The following is a 16,904-nucleotide window of genomic DNA, read 5'->3' as shown; positions in this document are numbered from 1 at the left end:
CGCGCGGGCCTCGTCTCGAGGCGGCGCGGCGGCAATCGAATGCCTTGCTGGATGATCGCGCCGGCCTGGGCCCGCGCGCATGGGTTCAAGAATCCGTCCGGCGTCCTGCGCCGGCCGGCGGTCCCGCCGCGAGAGCGCGTGGCCATGCCGCCACCGCCGTGCCAATTGCCAACATGATGTCTCCTCTGTACGGCGCTTAATGCGAACACGGCCCGGCGGCCGCGACGACGGCGAGCGCCTTTGTCGTTTTAGTCTTGAACAGAAGCCTATGCCACGTTTAATAAATTTGACAATATCTAGTGCAAACGCTCTCGAAAATTTATCGCCTCTGTGGCGCGCGCGCCTCACCCAGGCTGGCCGGTCAAACCCGAAAACCCGGCCCTTTCCCCTAAGACGCCGGCGGCGAAAACCCCACCATCATTGTTTAATTCGTCAAACACTTTACCCTTTTCCACCACTGGCGAACCGGCGCGCGCGGCGCCGCGTCCTCGCCACGCGTCCGCGTCGCCAGCAAATTGCCCCGCAAACGCCGACGCGCTCTAGAATGAAGCATGCATGTTGACGCCGCGCAACGCCTGACCAAAGGAATACCGCCATGCCCTATGCCGAAATCGCCGGACACAAGGTCTATTACGAACTCAGCGGACAGGGCGCCCAAGTTCTGGCGCTATTCAACGGCATCACCATGTCCACCGCCGCCTGGGCCCTGCTGCAGCCGCAACTGGAACCGCACTTCCAGCTATTGCGCTTCGACTTTCTCGGCCAAGGCCAAAGCGACCGCCCCGGCGGCGACAAATATCCGCTCAGCGAACAAGCCGACCTCGCCGCCGGTCTGTTGAATCATTTGGGCATTGCGGAGGTCTATCTCACCGGCTTGTCTTACGGCGGCATGGTGGCGCAGCACTTCGCCCATCGTCATCCCGAGCGCGTGTCGCGGCTGCTGCTGGCCGCCACGCTGGCCTGGGCCGACAGCGTCAACAACCATATCAGCGACAGCTGGATTGCGGCCAACCGCAGCGGCGGGCTGGATTTGCGTTACGCGGTCAGCGTGCCCTGGCTGTTTTCCAGCCGATTTCTCGCCAGCAACGCCGCCATGCTCGACGATATGAAGCTGATCGCCGGCATGGTGGACTGGGACGCGGTGATACGTCTGATCGCCGGCGTCACCGAGCACGACGCGCGCACCTGGCTGCACGAGCTGAGCATGCCCTGCCATATACTGGTTGGCGACGAAGACCGCCTGACGCCCTTGTATCAAGCCGAACTATTGCGCGAACGGCTGCCCGGCGCGCAGCTGGAAATTCTGCCGGGCACCGGCCATGTATTGCACATCGAGGCCGCGGACGCCTTTGTCCGCAGCATTATCCGTTTTGGCCACGGCTGAAACGCCCATCATCAGAACAAGGAGAACCGAATGACCGCCGAATCCGTTTTGCTTGCCGTTGATTCAAAGGGAATCGCCACCATCACCCTCAACCGCGCGGAACTGCTGAACGCGCTGGACGACAGCAGCGTCGGCCTGCTGACCGCGATGCTGGAAACCCTGGCCGAAGACGCTAGCGTGCGCGCCGTGGTGCTGACCGGCAGCGGCATCAGCTTTTCCGCCGGCCACGATATCGACTGGATGCGACGGATGGCCGGTTTCGGCCGCGAGGAACTGGAGCGCCACGCCCGCCTGCTGGCCAAGCTGCTGCGCACGCTGGACACCTTGCCCAAACCCACCATCGCCAAGATACAGGGCTCCGCCTTCGGCTTGGGCGCGGGGCTGGTCGCCTGCTGCGACGTGTCCATCGCCAGCTCCGAAGCGCTGTTCAGCTTCTCCGACGTCAAGCTGGGCGTGATCCCCGCGCTGGTGGCGCCCTATATGGTCCGCGCCATCGGCGAGCGCTCGACGCGCCGCTACTTCATGACCGCGGAGCGTTTCAACGCCGGCAAGGCCAAACGCCTGGGGCTGGTGCATCAGGTGGTGGAAAGCGATGAGCTCGACATGGCGGTGGACTTCCTGATCAACCATCTGCTGATCAACAGCCCGGCGGCGATGCTGGAAGCCAAGCGGCTGCTGGCCGACATCGCCGGCCTGGGCGTCGGAGAGGACGGCATGGAAATCTGCATCCAGCGCATTGTCGCCATCCGCCTGAGCGAGGAAGGCCGCGAGGGCGTTCAGGCCATGCTGGAAACGCGCAAGCCCTCGTGGATGGATTAACAAGCGGCGGGGAACGGCGCGGCTGGCCCTGCCGCGCCATGGGTGCGACAATGCGGCCAACTTCACCGCATTGTTGCCGCCATGTCCAACCACAGCTTCTTCTGGCACGATTACGAAACCTTCGGCGCCGTGCCGCGCCAGGATCGCCCCTCGCAGTTCGCCGGCATCCGCACCGACGCCGAGCTGAATGAAATCGGCGAACCGGTCATGCTCTACGCCCGGCCCGCGCCCGATTACCTGCCGTCTCCGGTGGCCTGCCTGCTGACCGGAATCACCCCGCAATGGTGTTTGCAGCACGGCGTGGCCGAGCACGAATTCGCCGGCGTGATCGAACGCGAGCTGGCGACGCCGGGCACCATAGGCGTCGGCTACAACTCTATCCGCTTCGACGACGAAGTCACCCGCTTCCTGTTCTGGCGCAATCTGATGGACCCCTATGCGCGCGAATGGCAGAACCAATGCGGCCGCTGGGATCTACTGGACCTGGTCCGCGCCACCTTCGCGCTGCGCCCGGACGGCATCCAATGGCCGCAGCACGAGGATGGACGCCCCAGCTTCAAACTGGAGCATTTGAGCGCCGCCAACGGCCTGGCGCACGAAGCCGCCCACGACGCCCTCTCCGACGTGCGCGCCACCATCGCGCTGGCGCGCCTGATCAAACAACACCAGCCCAAGCTGTTCGACTTCTACCTGTCGCTGCGCAAGAAAGACGCGGTCAAGGTCCAGCTCAGCCTCCACGCGCCCAAACCCGTGTTGCACGTTTCCGGCATGTACGGCGCCGAGCGCGGCAATATGGCCGTGGTCTGGCCGCTGGCGGCCCACCCCTACAACGCCAACGAGGTGATTGTCTGGGACTTGGCCCACGACCCCCGCGAACTGCAAGGCCTGGGCCCGGACGCCATCCGAGAGCGCTTGTACACCCGCAGCGAAGATTTGCCGGAAGGCGTGCAGCGTTTGCCGCTCAAAACCGTGCACATCAATAAATCGCCGTTCGTGGTCGCCAACCTCAAGGTGTTGAGCCCGGAGCGCGCCGCGCACTGGGGCGTGGACATGGAGCAGGTTCAGCGCCACGCCGACTACGCCGGCGCGCTGCCGGATCTGAGCCCGGTCTGGCGCAAGGTGTATAAGCGCGAAACCGGCGAGCCGCGCGACGTCGACGAAAATCTATACGGCGGCTTCGTCTCCAACAACGATCGCAAAGTGCTGACCAAGCTGCGCCGCATGTCGGCCGACCAGTTGACCGGCGAGATGGCCTTCTTCGAAGACCCCCAGCTGGCCGAACTCTTGTTCCGCTACCGCGCGCGCAACTTCCCGCGCTCCCTGTCCGGCGAAGAGCAAGAACGCTGGCAGACATGGCGTCAAGCCAAGCTCAACGGCGGACCCGGCCGCGATGTCCGGCAATTCCGCCAGGAACTGGAGGAAGCCCGCGCCGGCGAGCTGAGCGAAAAAGCGCAAGACGTGCTGGCGCAGCTGGAAGCCTACGCCGCGCAACTGTAAAGTCGGTTCAAAGCCTGAGAGCAAGGGCGGGACAAGCCCTTGCGGCGGAGAAAACGGAATGCGCGCGCGGCGCAGGGCCTGCCTTCAGAGCTATAGCGTTCTCACATAACGCCTGGCGACGAATAAAGCCGCCAGGCTCAAACCCACAATCACAACCATCGCCAGCGTGGATGCGCCTTCATAACCCCAATAGTCGGACATGCCCTTCTCCTTAAAAGCGGTTCAATGTCTGCCGCGCGTCGGCGAGATGGCTAGAACGGGGCCTTGAACCCGTCTTCGACATGCTCATGCGCCACGAGTACATTCCGCCTTCTAGCCGTTATCGTCTTGTCTCGCTCTTGCTCGCGAGACTTTGCGCGGGCATCTAGACCAAACCGGTCTGCCGCATGCGTTCCAGCCCGAACTCGCTGACCCGATAATTGAACAGCAGGCGCGCGCCCTCCTCCTGCCAACGCTCGCATAAGGCCACCACCAGACCGCTGGCGCTCAAATCCGCCAGGCAGGCCCTCACCATGCCCAGCCAGTAGGCGTCTTCCGGTTTGCGGTACTCCCGGCAGATGCGCCGGGCCAGCTCCACGTCCCACAAGCCCGGCTGCCTGGCCAAAGCCTGCAGGATAAAACCCTTGATGTGCACCTTCACGCCCCGCCCTCCACATTGCGCACCGCGCCGGGATGGCGCTCGCTGTCCGACACCATGACGAAGCCGCCCAGAATCACCAGGGCCAAGCCGATCAGAAAATGCCACTCGGGAAAATTCAAGGTGAACGCGGCGGTGAACAAGGTGGCGAACAGCGCGTAGAAAGCGCCGATCGCCTGGCCGCGCCCAACGCCGATCAAGGGAAAGGATTTGTACCAGGCCACGGCGCAGAAAGCGAAACTGAGCCCGCCCACCGTCAGATAGAGCATAGGCCGCCACGACCACAGCTCGCCGGCCAGCGCATACACCGGCAAGGGCGTCAGCCAGGCCAGCGCCGGCAGAATCAGCAGCAGCCAATACAGGGCCTCGGCCAGATAGCGGATCGCCACCCCGCAATCGGGATCGGTCACATCCATCGCCCGTCCGACGATGGCGCCCTCCAGTCCCCAGCCCAGCGCCGCCAGCGCGCCGCCCAGATAGCCCAGCCAGCGCGCGTCGCCGTCGCCGCTCAGGTCCCCAAGCAGGCCCGGCGCGTAAATCGCCGCTCCGCCCAGCACGATGACCGCGATGCCCAGCGCCGCGCGCCGATCTATCCGCTCGCGGTACCACAAACGCGCCAAGGCCGCGCCCACCACCGGATACAACAGGCCCGCCACCGCGGCGAACACCGCGCCCACGTAACCCATCGCCAGATATGAGCCGAAATTGGCCATCAGGCCGCCCAAGACCGCGGCCAGGAAATACCACTTGGAAATGCCGCCGAAGCGCCATAGCGTGCGGAAGAAGTCGGCCAGCTTGCCCAAGGCCGCCAGCCACAACAATTGAAACGCCGCCACCAGGCAGGCGTGAAAGGCCGTCAACACCGCGGCCGCCATCAGAAACCACTCGGGCCGCCCCCGCGTCAGCCCGGCCAGCGGCGCCTCGTGCCACACCGCGGCGCCGGGCACATACCATGCGCCCCACAACACCGCCGCCCACAAGGCCCAGCCATAACCCCAGCGGGTTCGGCGGCGAAGATACCGCTGTCTGTGCATGCTGTTCATAGCGCGTCAGCTCCTGTTGTCGGACGCCGCCCAAGCTTCCAGCGGCGCCTATTCTGGGTTCGAACGCAACAAGACGAAATCCATCTGCCTTGCCAGACGAGGGCCAAAAATTACCATAAGTTAATTTTTTCACCAACAGTCAATTAGTCCACACCCAGCCACGGCGGACGCAAAAAAGCCAGCCGACAAGCGGCTGGTTCCATGCATCCTCAACGCTAGGCGACCGAGATCAGCGCGCGCCCAAAGCGCCGATCAGGCGGCTGAGCGCGCCGTCGCTCCCGCGCTGCGCCACCAGCGACAAGACCAGCGGCAAAGTCTTGCCGCCCTCGCCATGCCACGACACATCCAGCTGAGCGCGGCTGGAAATATTGAAAATCGCCTCCAGGCTGTCCAGCCACCCCTGCCGCGAGGCGATGCGCAAACCGTCCAGAAAGCGCTGCTCCGTCGTCTCCTCCAAAGCCTCGCCGAACAATAGCCGCGCGGCCTGCGGCGACAAACGCAGCCGCCCGGCGCCCAGATCCCATTCCCAACTGGCCATGCCGATGGACTGCAGCGCCAATTCGCTGCGCAACCGGGCCTCCTCCTGCGCGCGGCGCGCCTCGCGCCGCGCGGCCACCTCCTCCACCGCGGCGATCAAATGCCAGGGCTCGCCGCTCACCGGGTGACGGCTCAACGAGGCGCTGACGTTCACCCAGACATGGCCGCCCTGTTTGCGCAGCAAGCGTTTCTCCAGCGAAAAACTGGCGACCTCTCCGCTCAGCAACTGATCCAGCCGCAGCAGATTGTCCTCCAGGTCGTCGGGATGGGTCAGTTGCTGGAAGCTCATCCCCTCCATCTCCCACGGCGCGTAGCCCGTCATCTCGGCCAGACGGCGATTCACCTTGAGCCATCGACCATCCAGGCCCAGATGCGCCAGGCCCAGCGCCGCCTGCTCGAAGATCTCGCGGAAACGCTCCTCGCTTTCGCTATAGGCCACCGCGGCTTGCCGGCTGTCGGTGACGTCCTGAGCCGCGCCTATCATGGCCTCCGCCCGCCCTTCCCCGTACAAGACCTCGCCCTCCTCGTGAATCTGGCGGCGGCGGCCGTCCGGCAGCAGGATGCTGTACTCCACGCAATAAGGCTGGCGCTCATCGATCGCCCGCCGGATGGCCCGATCGATGCGATCCCGGTCCTCCGGTGCCATCGCGGCGAAGTAACGCTCCATCGTCACCTTGAAGGCCTGCGGCTGCCAGCCGAAAATCCGGTAAGCCTCATCCGACCAGATGCAGTCGTCCTTGCGCACATCCCAGAACCAACTGCCCAAATGGGCGATGGACTGCGCCTTGTCCAGGATGGCCTGGTTCTGACGCAAGGCCTGCTCGGCCAGGCAACGCTGGGTGATGTCGAAACTGACGCCTATCATCTTCACCGGACGGCGGTCGGCGTCCAGCACGCAGGTGGCGCGCGAGGCGATCCATCTCGTGTCGCCCGCCGGCCAGCGCACGCGGAACTCGGCCTCGTAAGCCGCGCCGGAGTTCAGGCACGCCTCCAGTTTGGCGCGCAAGGCCGGCGCGTCGGCCGGATCCAGCGCCAGCCAGAAATCGGACAGCAGGCGCACCGGGCGGCCAAACAAGTGCTCGGCGTTGGCGGAGTAAGCCACCGCGTCGCTCAGGATGTTCCATTCCCAGGTGACGATGCCGGACACCTTCTGCGCGAACTTCATCCGCGCTTCGCTTTCCATGATCTCCGCCAGATGCTTGCGGCGGATCTCCGTCAATTGCGCATCCGTCGTCGTCGCCGTCGCCAGATCCAGCACCGCCTGCTCGCCGTAGCGCAGCCAGATCCAGTTCACGCCCAGAAAATCCGCCAACACCCGCAGTTTGCGATATTCGATTTCCCCGCCGCGCGTCCATTTGTGCACGGCGGCGGACGATACGCCCAGGGCTTCCGCCACCTGTTTAAGCATGACGCGCTTGCGCCCCAGCACCTCCTTCAGGCGGGTGGCGAAGGTTTCATCTCCGGCGGGAACAAGGGTTTGACTGACTTGATTTGACGACACGCAACTGGTCGCGGCGACGGCCGCGCCTCCTGGGTAATTGAATGCGAACACGGCGCGCCGATGCGCGCGCGCCACAGCCTGCGGCTGTCAGCCGGCCATGTTAACTCAGGCCGGAAAAATCCCGAAGCAAAGCACAAGCCCGACAGCCAAGCAAGCCAGGCCGGCCTCCGGCCCGGCTTGAACCTCGCCAATATAGCCAAACTCAATACATCCATCATTACCATAGCTGATTACGGATTGCCGGCCGCGCCGAATCGACACTACAATTAAACCAAAGGTAAATTTATTTACCAATGGTTAATTTCATCTCTTGCGTGAGGCTGCCATGATCTCTACCCAGCTCTTCATCGATGGCCAATGGCGCGACGCCGCCAAGGGGCAAACCCGTCAGATTCTCAATCCCTGCGACGAAAGCGAGATCGCGGTCGCCGCAGACGGCGGCCGCGCCGATGCGCAGGCCGCCATCGCCGCCGCCCGCGCGGCGTTTGATCACGGCCCCTGGCGGCTCGCCCCCCAGCGCCAACGCAGCCGCCTGCTGCTGGACATCGCCCAACTAGTGGAGCGCGACAGCGAGCGCCTCGCCGAGCTGGAGACGCTGAACACCGGCAAAACCCTGAGCGAGAGCCGCACCGATATGGGCGACATCGCCGCCACCTTCCGCTATTTCGCCGGCCTGGTGGCCACCGAGAACGGCCAGGTCAACCCGGCGCCCGAGCAGGTGATCAGCCGCACCCTGCACGAGCCGGTGGGCGTCTGCGGCCTGATCACCCCGTGGAACTACCCCTTGCTGCAAGCGGCCTGGAAGATCGCGCCGGCGCTGGGCGCCGGCAATTGCGTCGTGCTCAAGCCCAGCAGCCTGACCCCGCTCAGCAGCTGGCGCTTCACCCAGCTGCTGACCGAGCTGGATTTGCCGCCGGGTGTGTTCAATCTGGTCAGCGGCGGCGCCGAGGCGGGCGCCGAACTGGCGGAGCATCCCGACGTGGATCTGCTGTCCTTCACCGGCGGCGCTCAGGCGGGGGCCAGCATCATGCGCGCCGCCAGCGCCAACTTCAAACGCATCGGCCTGGAGCTGGGCGGCAAGAACCCCAACATCGTCTGCGCCGACGCCGACCTCGACGCCGCCGTCGACTACGCGCTGAACGCCGCCTTCTTCCACGCCGGCCAGGTCTGCTCGGCCGGTTCGCGGCTGCTGCTGCAAAACGAGATTCACGACGACTTCGTGAACCGGCTGGCGGAACGGCTGCCGCGCATCGTCGTCGGCCCCGGCCAGCAGCCGGACACTCAGATGGGGCCGGTGCAGTCCGCCCAGCAGCACGACAAGATCCTGAGCCTGATCTCCGCCGGCGTGGAGGAAGGCGCCCGCCTGGTCTACGGCGGCGGCCGTCCGGACGGCGAACGCTATCGCAAAGGCTATTGGCTGCAGCCCACGCTGCTGGTCGACGTCCACGCCGACATGCGCATCGCCAAAGAGGAGATTTTCGGCCCGGTCATCACCGTGGAGCGCTTCCACGACGAGGCCGAAGCGCTGCGCCTGGCCAACGACACGCCCTACGGCCTGGCGGCGGCGGTATGGACGCGGGATCTGGCCCGCGCCAACCGCATGAGCCGCGCGCTGCGCTTCGGCACCGTCTGGGTCAACGACTACCACCCCTATTTCCCCGAAGCCCCCTGGGGCGGCTTCAAATCCAGCGGCATCGGCCGCGAGCTGTCGCGCATCGGTCTGGACGAGTACACCGAGCTCAAGCACAGCTACATCAATCTGGCGCCCAAGCCGATGGGGTGGTTTGGCGCCTGAGGGTCCATTCACCCGGTACCGCCTTCGTTCACCGATAAGGAGAATCAAGATGAGCACCTCTCAGGAATTCGACTACATCATCGTCGGCGCCGGCTCCGCCGGCGGCGTGCTGGCGGCGCGGCTGAGCGAAGACAGCGGCGTCAAGGTGCTGCTGCTGGAAGCCGGCGGCCCGGACTGGCGTCTGGACTGGCGCACCCAGATGCCGGCGGCCCTCGCCTACCCCTTGCAAGGCCGCACCTATAACTGGGCCTATCTGACCGAGCCTGAGCCGCATATGGGCGGACGCCGCATGGCCCAGGCGCGCGGCAAGGGCCTGGGCGGCTCCTCGCTGATCAACGGCATGGTCTATATCCGCGGCAACGCGCTGGACTACCAGGGCTGGGCCGAATTGCCCGGGCTGGGCGACTGGAGCTACGCCGACTGCCTGCCCTATTTCCGCAAGGCGGAAAGCTACGACAAGGGCGCAAACGACTACCACGGCGGCGACGGGCCGCTGCACGTCACCACGCCCAAGGCCGGCATCAGCCCCTTGTTCGAAGCCTTCATCCAGGCCGGCGAACAAGCCGGCTACGCCCGCACCGACGATCTGAACGGCTATCGTCAGGAAGGCTTCGGCCCCATGGACCGCACCACCACCGCCCAGGGGCGGCGCTGCAGCGTGTCGCTGGCCTATCTGGACGCCGCTCGCGACCGCGCCAATTTCTCCGTGCGGACCCGCGCGCTGGCGGACCGCATCCTGTTCGACGGCGCGCGCGCCGTCGGCGTGCAATACCTGCAGGGCGGCCGCAGCCATCGCGTTCGCGCCCTGCGCGAAGTCATCGTCTGCAACGGCGCGATCGCCTCGCCGCAGTTGCTGCTGCGCTCCGGCGTCGGCGACGCCGCCGAACTCGGCCGACACGACATCGGCGTGGTCGCCCACCTGCCCGGCGTGGGCGCCAATCTGCAGGACCATCTGGAAATGTATCTGCAGTACGAATGCCTGCGTCCGGTGTCGCTCTACCCGTCCTTGCGCTGGTGGAACAAGGCCCGCATCGGCGCTCAGTGGTATCTGAACGGCAGCGGCCCTGGCGCCAGCAATCACTTCGAGGCCGGCGGCTTCATCCGCAGCGACGAGCGCTTCGCCTTCCCCAATCTGCAATACCACTTCCTGCCGCTGGCGGTGAATTACGACGGCAGCCACGCCGTCAAGATGCACGGCTTCCAATGCCACGTCGGCTCGATGCGCTCGCCCAGCGTCGGCCACGTCAAGCTGGCCAGCCGCGACCCGCGCGACAAGCCGCTGCTGCAATTCAACTATATGGCGCACGACACCGACTGGCGGGAGTTCCGCGCCGCGGTGCGGCTGACGCGCGAGATCGTCGGCCAGCGCGCGCTTTCCGCCTTCCGCGGCCGGGAAATCCAGCCGGGCGACAAGGTCGCCAGCGACAGCGAGATCGACCGCTTCGTCAAAACCCACGCCGAAACCGCGCTGCATCCGTCCGGCACCTGCAAGATGGGCAGCGCCGCCGATCCGACGGCGGTGGTGGATCATCAGGGCCGCGTGCACGGCCTGACCGGCCTGCGCGTGGTGGACGCGTCCATCATGCCGCGCATCGTCACCGGCAATCTGAACGCGCCCACCATCATGATGGCGGAGAAGATCGCCGACCTGATCCGCCAACTGCCGCCGCTGCCGCGCTCGAACGCGCCGTTCTACCAGGCCGGCGGGGATCAAGACCCCGTCGCCGAAACGGCCGCGGCGCAAACCGCCCCCTTGTAAACGCCACGGCCCAAGGAGCCCATATGTACGACCTCATCGGCCTGATCGGCGTCATCAGCTATCTGGGCGCCTACTTGGGCAACCAGCTATTGGGCCTGCGCACCTCGGACCCTCGCTACTTCGCCTTGAACCTGATCGGGCCGGTCTGCATCCTGATTTCGCTGTCCAACCACTTCAACCTGGCGTCCTTCGTCAATCAGTGCATGTGGTTCCTGATCACCCTGGGCGGCTGGTGGCGCGCCAGCCGCCGCCGGGCGCTGCCGGCGCCCGAATCCGGGGCCTGAGAACGCGTTTACCCTCTAGCGAGACCAGGCCTTGCGGCGGGAAACGCGGAAGCCACACATGGCGCACGGGCATTTTGCAGACGGTTCCAAGGCCCATGCCCACGCCATCCCGTCGACGCGCAGCCCATCGTCGACACCTTGCGTGTCCTGGGCGGCACTGTCCGCCCATGGGCCGCTTATGCGACAATCCGTCGATTGAACCGCAAGACCCGCCCATGAACGATACCCCGCACGCCATCCTGCTGATGGGCCCCACCGCCTCCGGCAAAACCGGCCTGGCGCTGGAGCTGGCCCGCCATTTTCCGGTGGAGATCATCAGCGTGGACTCCGCGCTGGTCTATCGCGACATGGACATCGGCACCGCCAAGCCCAGCGCGGCGGAAATGGCGCAATGCCCGCACCATCTGATCGACATCATCAGCCCGCTGCAAAGCTATTCCGCCGCCCAGTTCCACGCCGACGCCAACCGGCTGATCCGCGAGATCAACGGCCGCGGCCGGCTGCCGCTGCTGGTGGGCGGCACCATGCTGTATTACAAGGCCTTGCTGGAGGGCTTGTCCGACCTGCCGCGCGCCGACGCGGCGCTGCGCGCTCAGCTGGACGCCGACGCGGCGCAGGCCGGCTGGCCGGCGATGCACGCGCGGCTGGCGCAACTGGACCCGGACACCGCCGCCCGCCTCAATCCCAATGATTCGCAGCGCATCCACCGCGCGCTGGAAGTCTGCCTGCTCAGCGGCGAGCCGATGTCGCGGCTGCTGGCGCGCGGCAAGGAAGCCGCGGCGGACTTTCGCCTGCTGTCGTTGGGCCTGGTGCCGGCGGAACGCGGCTGGCTGCACCAACGCATCGCGCAGCGTTTCGAACTGATGCTGGAACAGGATTTCCTGGCCGAAGTGCGGCGTTTGCGCGCCGCCTATCCGGCGCTGACGCTGGAACTGCCGTCGATGCGCTGCGTCGGCTATCGCCAGGCCTGGGAATACCTGGACGGCGTCGGCGACGAGCAAACCTTCATCGACAAAGGCGTCGCCGCCACCCGCCAGCTGGCCAAGCGCCAGCTGACCTGGATGCGCAGCCTGGACCTGGTGCCGGTCAACGCCCAGCGGGACGGCCTGGCCGAACAGCTGGGCGCCGCCGTCGCCGCCTTCCAGGCCGGCGAGCCCCTGCCCGCCGGCCTGCGTTTCGACGGCGTGTATTAATCGCTCACCAGGGCCGGCTGGCCGACGCGCACAGCGGCACCACCGGCCCGTTGCTGCCGGTGTCCAGGAAGCCGTCGCTGATCCAGTCGCCGCCGCGGGTGCGGTTCCACACATCGGTGCGGCCCCACACCCCCTCCACCGTCTCGGCGCGCACATGGCACTGCAAGGCGACGCTGTCGCCGCGGCTGACCGCGCCGGTGATGCCGGCGCTCAGGCTGGGCGCGCTGCGCAGGTTCACCCTTCCCTCGCCCTTCGCCGGCGTCGCCACGCCGCTGGCGCCGGCCGGCGCGCCCCCGCCGCCGTAATTGTTCAGCAGGCCGCCGACATTGACCCGCGTCCCGTTGCGCAAGGCATAGCCCTGATAGGCGCGGTTGCCGGCGAAGAACTGCCAGCCGCCGAACAGCTTGCCGTTCACCGGCTCGGCCCGGCCCTGATACAAGAGGGAGAAATGCACGTGCGGGCCGGTGGTGCTGCCGCCGCACGGCAGGCCGTTGCCTATGGTGCCGAGATACGCGCCCGGATTGACCCGCGTCCCGTCCGCCAGCGTGTTCAGATTGATCATATGGTAGTAAGTGGACGAGAAGCCGTTGTCGTGCACCAGCTTGACCAGGCCGCTGCCGCCGCGCACGCAGCTCTTGTAGATCACCCCGGCCTGCGGCGCCAACACCCTGCCGTCGCCGCCGGCGAAGTCGATGGAATCGTAAGGCTGGCTTTCCCCGCTATAGCCGTGCGGGCCGCCGGTCATGCGCCAGGCCGCGCCTTGCCGCCACGGCAGGCCCAGACCGGTGGCGTTGGGCGCGAACGGCAAGCCCGGCCTGGCCGACTGGCTGCCCCAGGCGCGGCGCTCGTCCGCGTTGAGCCAATCGGCCGGCGCCAGGCTCAGCATCGCGGCGAAGCCCGGACTGCCTTCCAGTTCCAGCGTCCAGCCCTGCGCGTCGCGGCGCGCCAGGAACAGCCTGGACACCGGCACATGATCCATCGCCGCGATCGTGGTCATCGTCGGCAGCGGCTGGGTCACCGATCCCAGCACCCAGCCGCCGTCGGCGCTGTCGCGGTTGACCTCCACCAGCATGTCCAGCATCTCCCCCTTGGCCAGCGGCAGCATGGGCTGCAAGGCCTTGACCGCCGCCTGGCGCAATAAGGGGTCCGGCTGCTTCGATTCCGCCTGCGCGCCGCCGGCCAAGGCCGCCAATACGGCCATCATCAGAGCTGCTTGTTTCATTTCGGGCTCCATTCCTGGTTGGGAAAAACCAAAGCGACGCAATGCCAATAGCATTGCGCCGCAAACCATAGGGTTATAGAAAGCCCCATCCTTATTTCCTGCTGGCCTTTGGCTCAGCAGACAGCCGGCAAAAATCGATAAAAAAAGCCCACGTCGCAGGACGTGGGCGGTAGCGGCGGCGAGGCGATGTCAGCGCGCGGCCACCAGCTTGATTTCCACCTTCCAGGCCGGGTTGGCCAGTTTGGCCTCCACCGTGGCGCGCGCCGGCACATGGCCGGCCGGCACCCAGGCGTCCCAGGCGGCGTTCATCGCGTCGTAATCGGCCAGGCTGGCCAGGAAGATGGTGACGTCGACGATCTTGCTCTTGTCCGAATCCAGCTCCGCCAACAGCGCGTCGATCTGGCCCAGCACGTTTTCAGTTTGCGCCTTGGCGTCGGCCTCGGTGTTTTCCGGCACCTGGCCGGCCAGGAAGATCAGGCCGTTGGTGACCACGGCTTCTGCCAGACGCGCGCCCTGCTTGTGACGATAAATGCTCATGCGGATTCCCCTTGGGTGAGTCGGAACAAGACAAAGATTCTAACCCGGCCGCGCCGGCTATTGCCATGCCTGGCGCAAGTCCTCGATCAGCGCCGCCTCGCCCTCGATGCCCACCGACAAGCGGATCAGGTTGTCGGCGATGCCCAGCTCGCGCCGACGTTCAAGCGGAATCGACGCATGCGTCATCGCCGCCGGCAGGCAGACCAGGCTCTCCACCCCGCCCAGGCTCTCCGCCAGCGTGAACAGCTTCAACCGCGCCAGCACCCGCCGCGTTTCTTCGGCGTCGCCTTTCAGATAAAAGGACACCACCCCGCCGTAACCCCGCATCTGGCTGCGCGCCAGCTCATGTTGCGGATGGCTGGACAGGCCCGGATACAAGACCCGCTCCACCTGCGGCTGGGTTTCCAGCCAACGCGCCACCGCCAGCGCGTTGCTATTGTGGCGCTCCACCCTCAAGGCCAGCGTGCGCAGGCCGCGCAGCACCAGGAAACTGGCGAACGGGTCCAGCACCGCGCCCACCGCGTTGTGCAGGAAGGCCAGTTGCTCGGCCAGCTCCGGCCGCCGGCGGCTGACCACCGCCGCGCCGGCGATCACATCGGAATGACCGTTCAGGTATTTGGTGGCGGAATGCACGACGATGTCGAAACCGAAGGCCAGCGGGCGCTGCACCACCGGCGAGGCGAAGGTGTTGTCCGCCACCGTGATCAGGCCGTGCCGCCGCCCCAGATCGGCCACCGCCGCCAGGTCCACCAGTTGGTTCAGCGGATTGGACGGGGTTTCCACCCAGATCATCCGGGTATTCGGCCGGATCGCCGCCTGCAAGGCGGCAAGGTCTTCCGACGCCACATAGCTGATCTCCAGCTGCGCGCTTTGCTTGCGCACCTGTTCGAACAATCGGTAAGTGCCGCCGTACAGATCGTTGACCGCGATCAGGTGGCTGCCGGCCGGCAGCAGCTCCAGCACCGTGGCGATGGCCGCCAGGCCGGAGGGGAAGGCATAGCCGCGCGCGCCGTCCTCCAGCTCCGCCAAGGCGCGCTCCAAGGCCTCGCGCGTCGGGTTCTGCGAGCGGGAATACTCGTAGCCGCTGTGCTCGCCCGGCGCGTGCTGCCGGTAGGTGGAGGTGGCGTAAATGGGCGGAATCACCGCGCCGAAGGCGTCCTGATGCAGACCGGCGGTAATGGACAAAGTATTGAAATCAGTCATGGCGTTTTCTCGCAATGCGGAGGGCCGGCCCCGCTTGGACCGGCCGGGATGAGGAGGAGCTAGACGGCGCGCGAGCGCGGCTGACGACGCCAGAAGGCCAGCAGATCGGCCTGGGTGATCAGGCCCAGATAGCGCTCGCCGTCCACCATCAGGGCGACATGGCCGTCGTTGAAAATATGCAGCAGGTCTTGCAGCGAAGCGCGCGGCGACAGGGTCCGCACCTCGCTGGTCATCGCGCTGCGCACGTTCTGGCGGAAGTTTTCCGGCTCGCCGTGCACCGACAGTAGCAAGTCCCATTCGTCCAGGATGCCGACCACCTTATCGTCGGCCAGCACCGGCAACTGCGACACATCGTGCAGGCGCATGCGCTGATAGACCACGTTCAAGGGCTCGTCCGGGTGGCAAGAGACGGTGCTGCCGTCGGCGTGGCGGCGCACGATCAGATCGGTCAAATCGCCCAGCCGCGGCAGCTCCACCAGGCCGTTGTCCACCAGCCAATCGTCGTTGTACATCTTGGACAGATACTTGTTGCCGCTGTCGCAAACCAGCGTCACCACGCGCTTGGGCTCGGTCTGGGCGCGGCAATAACGCAAGGCCGCCGCCAGCAGCGCGCCGGAGGAGGAGCCAGCCAGAATGCCTTCCCGGCTCAGCAGCAGGCGGGCGCTGTCGAAGCTTTCCTGATCGCTGATGCGGTAGGCGCGCTTGACCAGGCTGAAGTCGGTTTGCGGCGGGATGAAGTCCTCGCCTATGCCTTCGATCAGCCAGCTGCCGGCCTCGCCGTGGCGTCCGGTCTCGACATGATCCGCCAGCACCGAGCCCACCGGGTCCGCCAGCACGATTTCCACCCGCGGCGCCTCCCGGCTGAAGAAACGCGTCAGCCCGGTCAGCGTGCCGCTGGAGCCCACGCCCACCACCACCGCGTCCAGTTCATGGCGCGTCTGCTCCCAGATTTCCGGACCGGTGCCGGTTTCATGCGCCAGCGGATTGGCCGGGTTGTTGAATTGGTCGATGTAGTAAGCGTCCGGCGTTTCCTTGGCGATGCGCGCGGCGAGGTCCTGGTAATACTCCGGATGCCCCTTGCCCACGTCGGAGCGGGTCAACACCACTTCCGCGCCCAGCGCCTGCAGATGCAGAATCTTCTCCCGGCTCATTTTGTCCGGCACCACCAACACCAGCCGATAGCCTTTTTGCGAAGCCACCAGCGCCAGCCCCAGGCCGGTGTTGCCGGCGGTGGCCTCGACGATGGTGCCACCCGGCTTCAGCTTGCCTTCGCGCTCGGCCGCGGCAATCATGGACAGCGCCACCCTATCCTTGATCGAGCCGCCCGGATTGTGGCTTTCCAGTTTCAGATACAACTCGCACAGGCCGGTGTCCAGATGCGTCACCTTCACCAGCGGCGTATTGCCGATCAAGGACAAAACGGATTGGTCTTGCATATTGAAATCTCCTAGCTACCGCATATAAATATTGTTTTTAACAACTTGTAGTTATAT

At 65.9% G+C, this 16,904-nt stretch carries 14 protein-coding genes; 7 read left to right on the top strand and 7 right to left on the bottom strand.

Features of this window, described 5'->3' with window-relative positions; translation table 11 throughout:
* Positions 1–595 precede the first annotated feature (595 nt).
* The 3 genes from QUG03_RS10260 (at position 596) to sbcB (ending at position 3,700) form a co-directional block, all read left to right on the top strand.
* Positions 596–1,384 (top strand): alpha/beta fold hydrolase, encoded by a 789-nt coding sequence (locus tag QUG03_RS10260; protein ID WP_107798398.1) that lies wholly within the window; start codon positions 596–598, stop codon positions 1,382–1,384.
* A gap of 30 nt (positions 1,385–1,414) precedes the next feature.
* Positions 1,415–2,203: an enoyl-CoA hydratase-related protein gene (locus tag QUG03_RS10255; RefSeq protein ID WP_227107250.1), complete on the top strand. Its 789-nt coding sequence runs from the start codon at positions 1,415–1,417 to the stop codon at positions 2,201–2,203.
* A gap of 81 nt (positions 2,204–2,284) precedes the next feature.
* A complete protein-coding gene (gene sbcB, locus QUG03_RS10250; protein WP_253315033.1) occupies positions 2,285–3,700 on the top strand; it encodes an exodeoxyribonuclease I in 1,416 nt (471 codons plus the stop codon).
* Positions 3,701–4,064: 364 nt separating this feature from the next.
* Here the strand turns inward: sbcB and QUG03_RS10245 are convergent, their stop codons facing one another.
* The 3 genes from QUG03_RS10245 to QUG03_RS10235 all read right to left on the bottom strand — a co-directional run bounded on the left by QUG03_RS10245 (position 4,065) and on the right by QUG03_RS10235 (position 7,418).
* Complete coding sequence (locus QUG03_RS10245) at positions 4,065–4,340, bottom strand: hypothetical protein (RefSeq protein WP_500819938.1); 276 nt, start codon at positions 4,338–4,340, stop codon at positions 4,065–4,067.
* Positions 4,337–5,380 (bottom strand): DMT family transporter, encoded by a 1,044-nt coding sequence (locus QUG03_RS10240; RefSeq protein WP_227107247.1) that lies wholly within the window; start codon positions 5,378–5,380, stop codon positions 4,337–4,339. The genes QUG03_RS10245 and QUG03_RS10240 overlap by 4 nt, the downstream gene beginning before the upstream one ends.
* A gap of 229 nt (positions 5,381–5,609) precedes the next feature.
* Entirely contained in the window at positions 5,610–7,418 is a 1,809-nt protein-coding gene (locus tag QUG03_RS10235) for a PAS domain-containing protein (protein ID WP_227107246.1), read from the bottom strand.
* A gap of 325 nt (positions 7,419–7,743) precedes the next feature.
* On the opposite strand from QUG03_RS10235, the gene QUG03_RS10230 reads away from it, so the two are divergent.
* From QUG03_RS10230 to miaA, 4 genes are all read left to right on the top strand, one after another.
* Entirely contained in the window at positions 7,744–9,213 is a 1,470-nt protein-coding gene (locus QUG03_RS10230) for an aldehyde dehydrogenase family protein (RefSeq protein WP_500819936.1), read from the top strand.
* A gap of 49 nt (positions 9,214–9,262) precedes the next feature.
* On the top strand, positions 9,263–10,972 hold the full coding sequence (betA, locus tag QUG03_RS10225) for a choline dehydrogenase (protein ID WP_500819934.1): 1,710 nt from the start codon (positions 9,263–9,265) through the stop codon (positions 10,970–10,972).
* 23 nt (positions 10,973–10,995) lie between these two features.
* Positions 10,996–11,256 (top strand): CBU_0592 family membrane protein, encoded by a 261-nt coding sequence (locus tag QUG03_RS10220; RefSeq protein WP_107798390.1) that lies wholly within the window; start codon positions 10,996–10,998, stop codon positions 11,254–11,256.
* Between the two features lie 215 nt (positions 11,257–11,471).
* Entirely contained in the window at positions 11,472–12,449 is a 978-nt protein-coding gene (gene miaA, locus QUG03_RS10215; RefSeq protein WP_253315038.1) for a tRNA (adenosine(37)-N6)-dimethylallyltransferase MiaA, read from the top strand.
* A 4-nt stretch (positions 12,450–12,453) separates the two neighbouring features.
* On the opposite strand, the gene QUG03_RS10210 is transcribed toward miaA, so the two are convergent.
* From QUG03_RS10210 to QUG03_RS10195, 4 genes are all read right to left on the bottom strand, one after another.
* Positions 12,454–13,671 carry a M23 family metallopeptidase gene (locus tag QUG03_RS10210; RefSeq protein ID WP_488877935.1) on the bottom strand — a complete coding sequence of 406 codons (1,218 nt, stop codon included), beginning with the start codon at positions 13,669–13,671 and terminating at the stop codon, positions 12,454–12,456.
* 189 nt (positions 13,672–13,860) lie between these two features.
* Positions 13,861–14,208: a RidA family protein gene (locus tag QUG03_RS10205; RefSeq protein ID WP_107798387.1), complete on the bottom strand. Its 348-nt coding sequence runs from the start codon at positions 14,206–14,208 to the stop codon at positions 13,861–13,863.
* Between the two features lie 57 nt (positions 14,209–14,265).
* Positions 14,266–15,411 (bottom strand): trans-sulfuration enzyme family protein, encoded by a 1,146-nt coding sequence (locus QUG03_RS10200; RefSeq protein WP_227107242.1) that lies wholly within the window; start codon positions 15,409–15,411, stop codon positions 14,266–14,268.
* Between the two features lie 59 nt (positions 15,412–15,470).
* Positions 15,471–16,847, bottom strand: a complete 1,377-nt coding sequence (locus tag QUG03_RS10195) for a pyridoxal-phosphate dependent enzyme (RefSeq protein WP_107798385.1) — start codon at positions 16,845–16,847, stop codon at positions 15,471–15,473.
* Between the last annotated feature and the right edge of the window lie 57 nt (positions 16,848–16,904).

Source organism: Chromobacterium sp. CCUG 30098, from assembly GCF_059916605.1.
The sequence above is the reverse complement of the archived record's forward strand: the minus strand, read 5'-3'. Positions and strand labels throughout refer to the sequence as shown.

Excerpts from the sequence above, each read along its gene's own strand:
- QUG03_RS10255 (WP_227107250.1), top strand. The coding sequence starts at position 1,415 with ATGACCGCCGAATCCGTTTTGCTTGCCGTTGATTCAAAGGGAATCGCC.
- miaA (WP_253315038.1), top strand. The coding sequence starts at position 11,472 with ATGAACGATACCCCGCACGCCATCCTGCTGATGGGCCCCACCGCCTCC.
- QUG03_RS10195 (WP_107798385.1), bottom strand. The coding sequence starts at position 16,847 with ATGCAAGACCAATCCGTTTTGTCCTTGATCGGCAATACGCCGCTGGTG.
- QUG03_RS10230 (WP_500819936.1), top strand. The coding sequence starts at position 7,744 with ATGATCTCTACCCAGCTCTTCATCGATGGCCAATGGCGCGACGCCGCC.
- sbcB (WP_253315033.1), top strand. The coding sequence starts at position 2,285 with ATGTCCAACCACAGCTTCTTCTGGCACGATTACGAAACCTTCGGCGCC.
- betA (WP_500819934.1), top strand. The coding sequence starts at position 9,263 with ATGAGCACCTCTCAGGAATTCGACTACATCATCGTCGGCGCCGGCTCC.
- QUG03_RS10260 (WP_107798398.1), top strand. The coding sequence starts at position 596 with ATGCCCTATGCCGAAATCGCCGGACACAAGGTCTATTACGAACTCAGC.
- QUG03_RS10240 (WP_227107247.1), bottom strand. The coding sequence starts at position 5,380 with ATGAACAGCATGCACAGACAGCGGTATCTTCGCCGCCGAACCCGCTGG.
- QUG03_RS10205 (WP_107798387.1), bottom strand. The coding sequence starts at position 14,208 with ATGAGCATTTATCGTCACAAGCAGGGCGCGCGTCTGGCAGAAGCCGTG.
- QUG03_RS10220 (WP_107798390.1), top strand. The coding sequence starts at position 10,996 with ATGTACGACCTCATCGGCCTGATCGGCGTCATCAGCTATCTGGGCGCC.
- QUG03_RS10210 (WP_488877935.1), bottom strand. The coding sequence starts at position 13,671 with ATGAAACAAGCAGCTCTGATGATGGCCGTATTGGCGGCCTTGGCCGGC.
- QUG03_RS10200 (WP_227107242.1), bottom strand. The coding sequence starts at position 15,411 with ATGACTGATTTCAATACTTTGTCCATTACCGCCGGTCTGCATCAGGAC.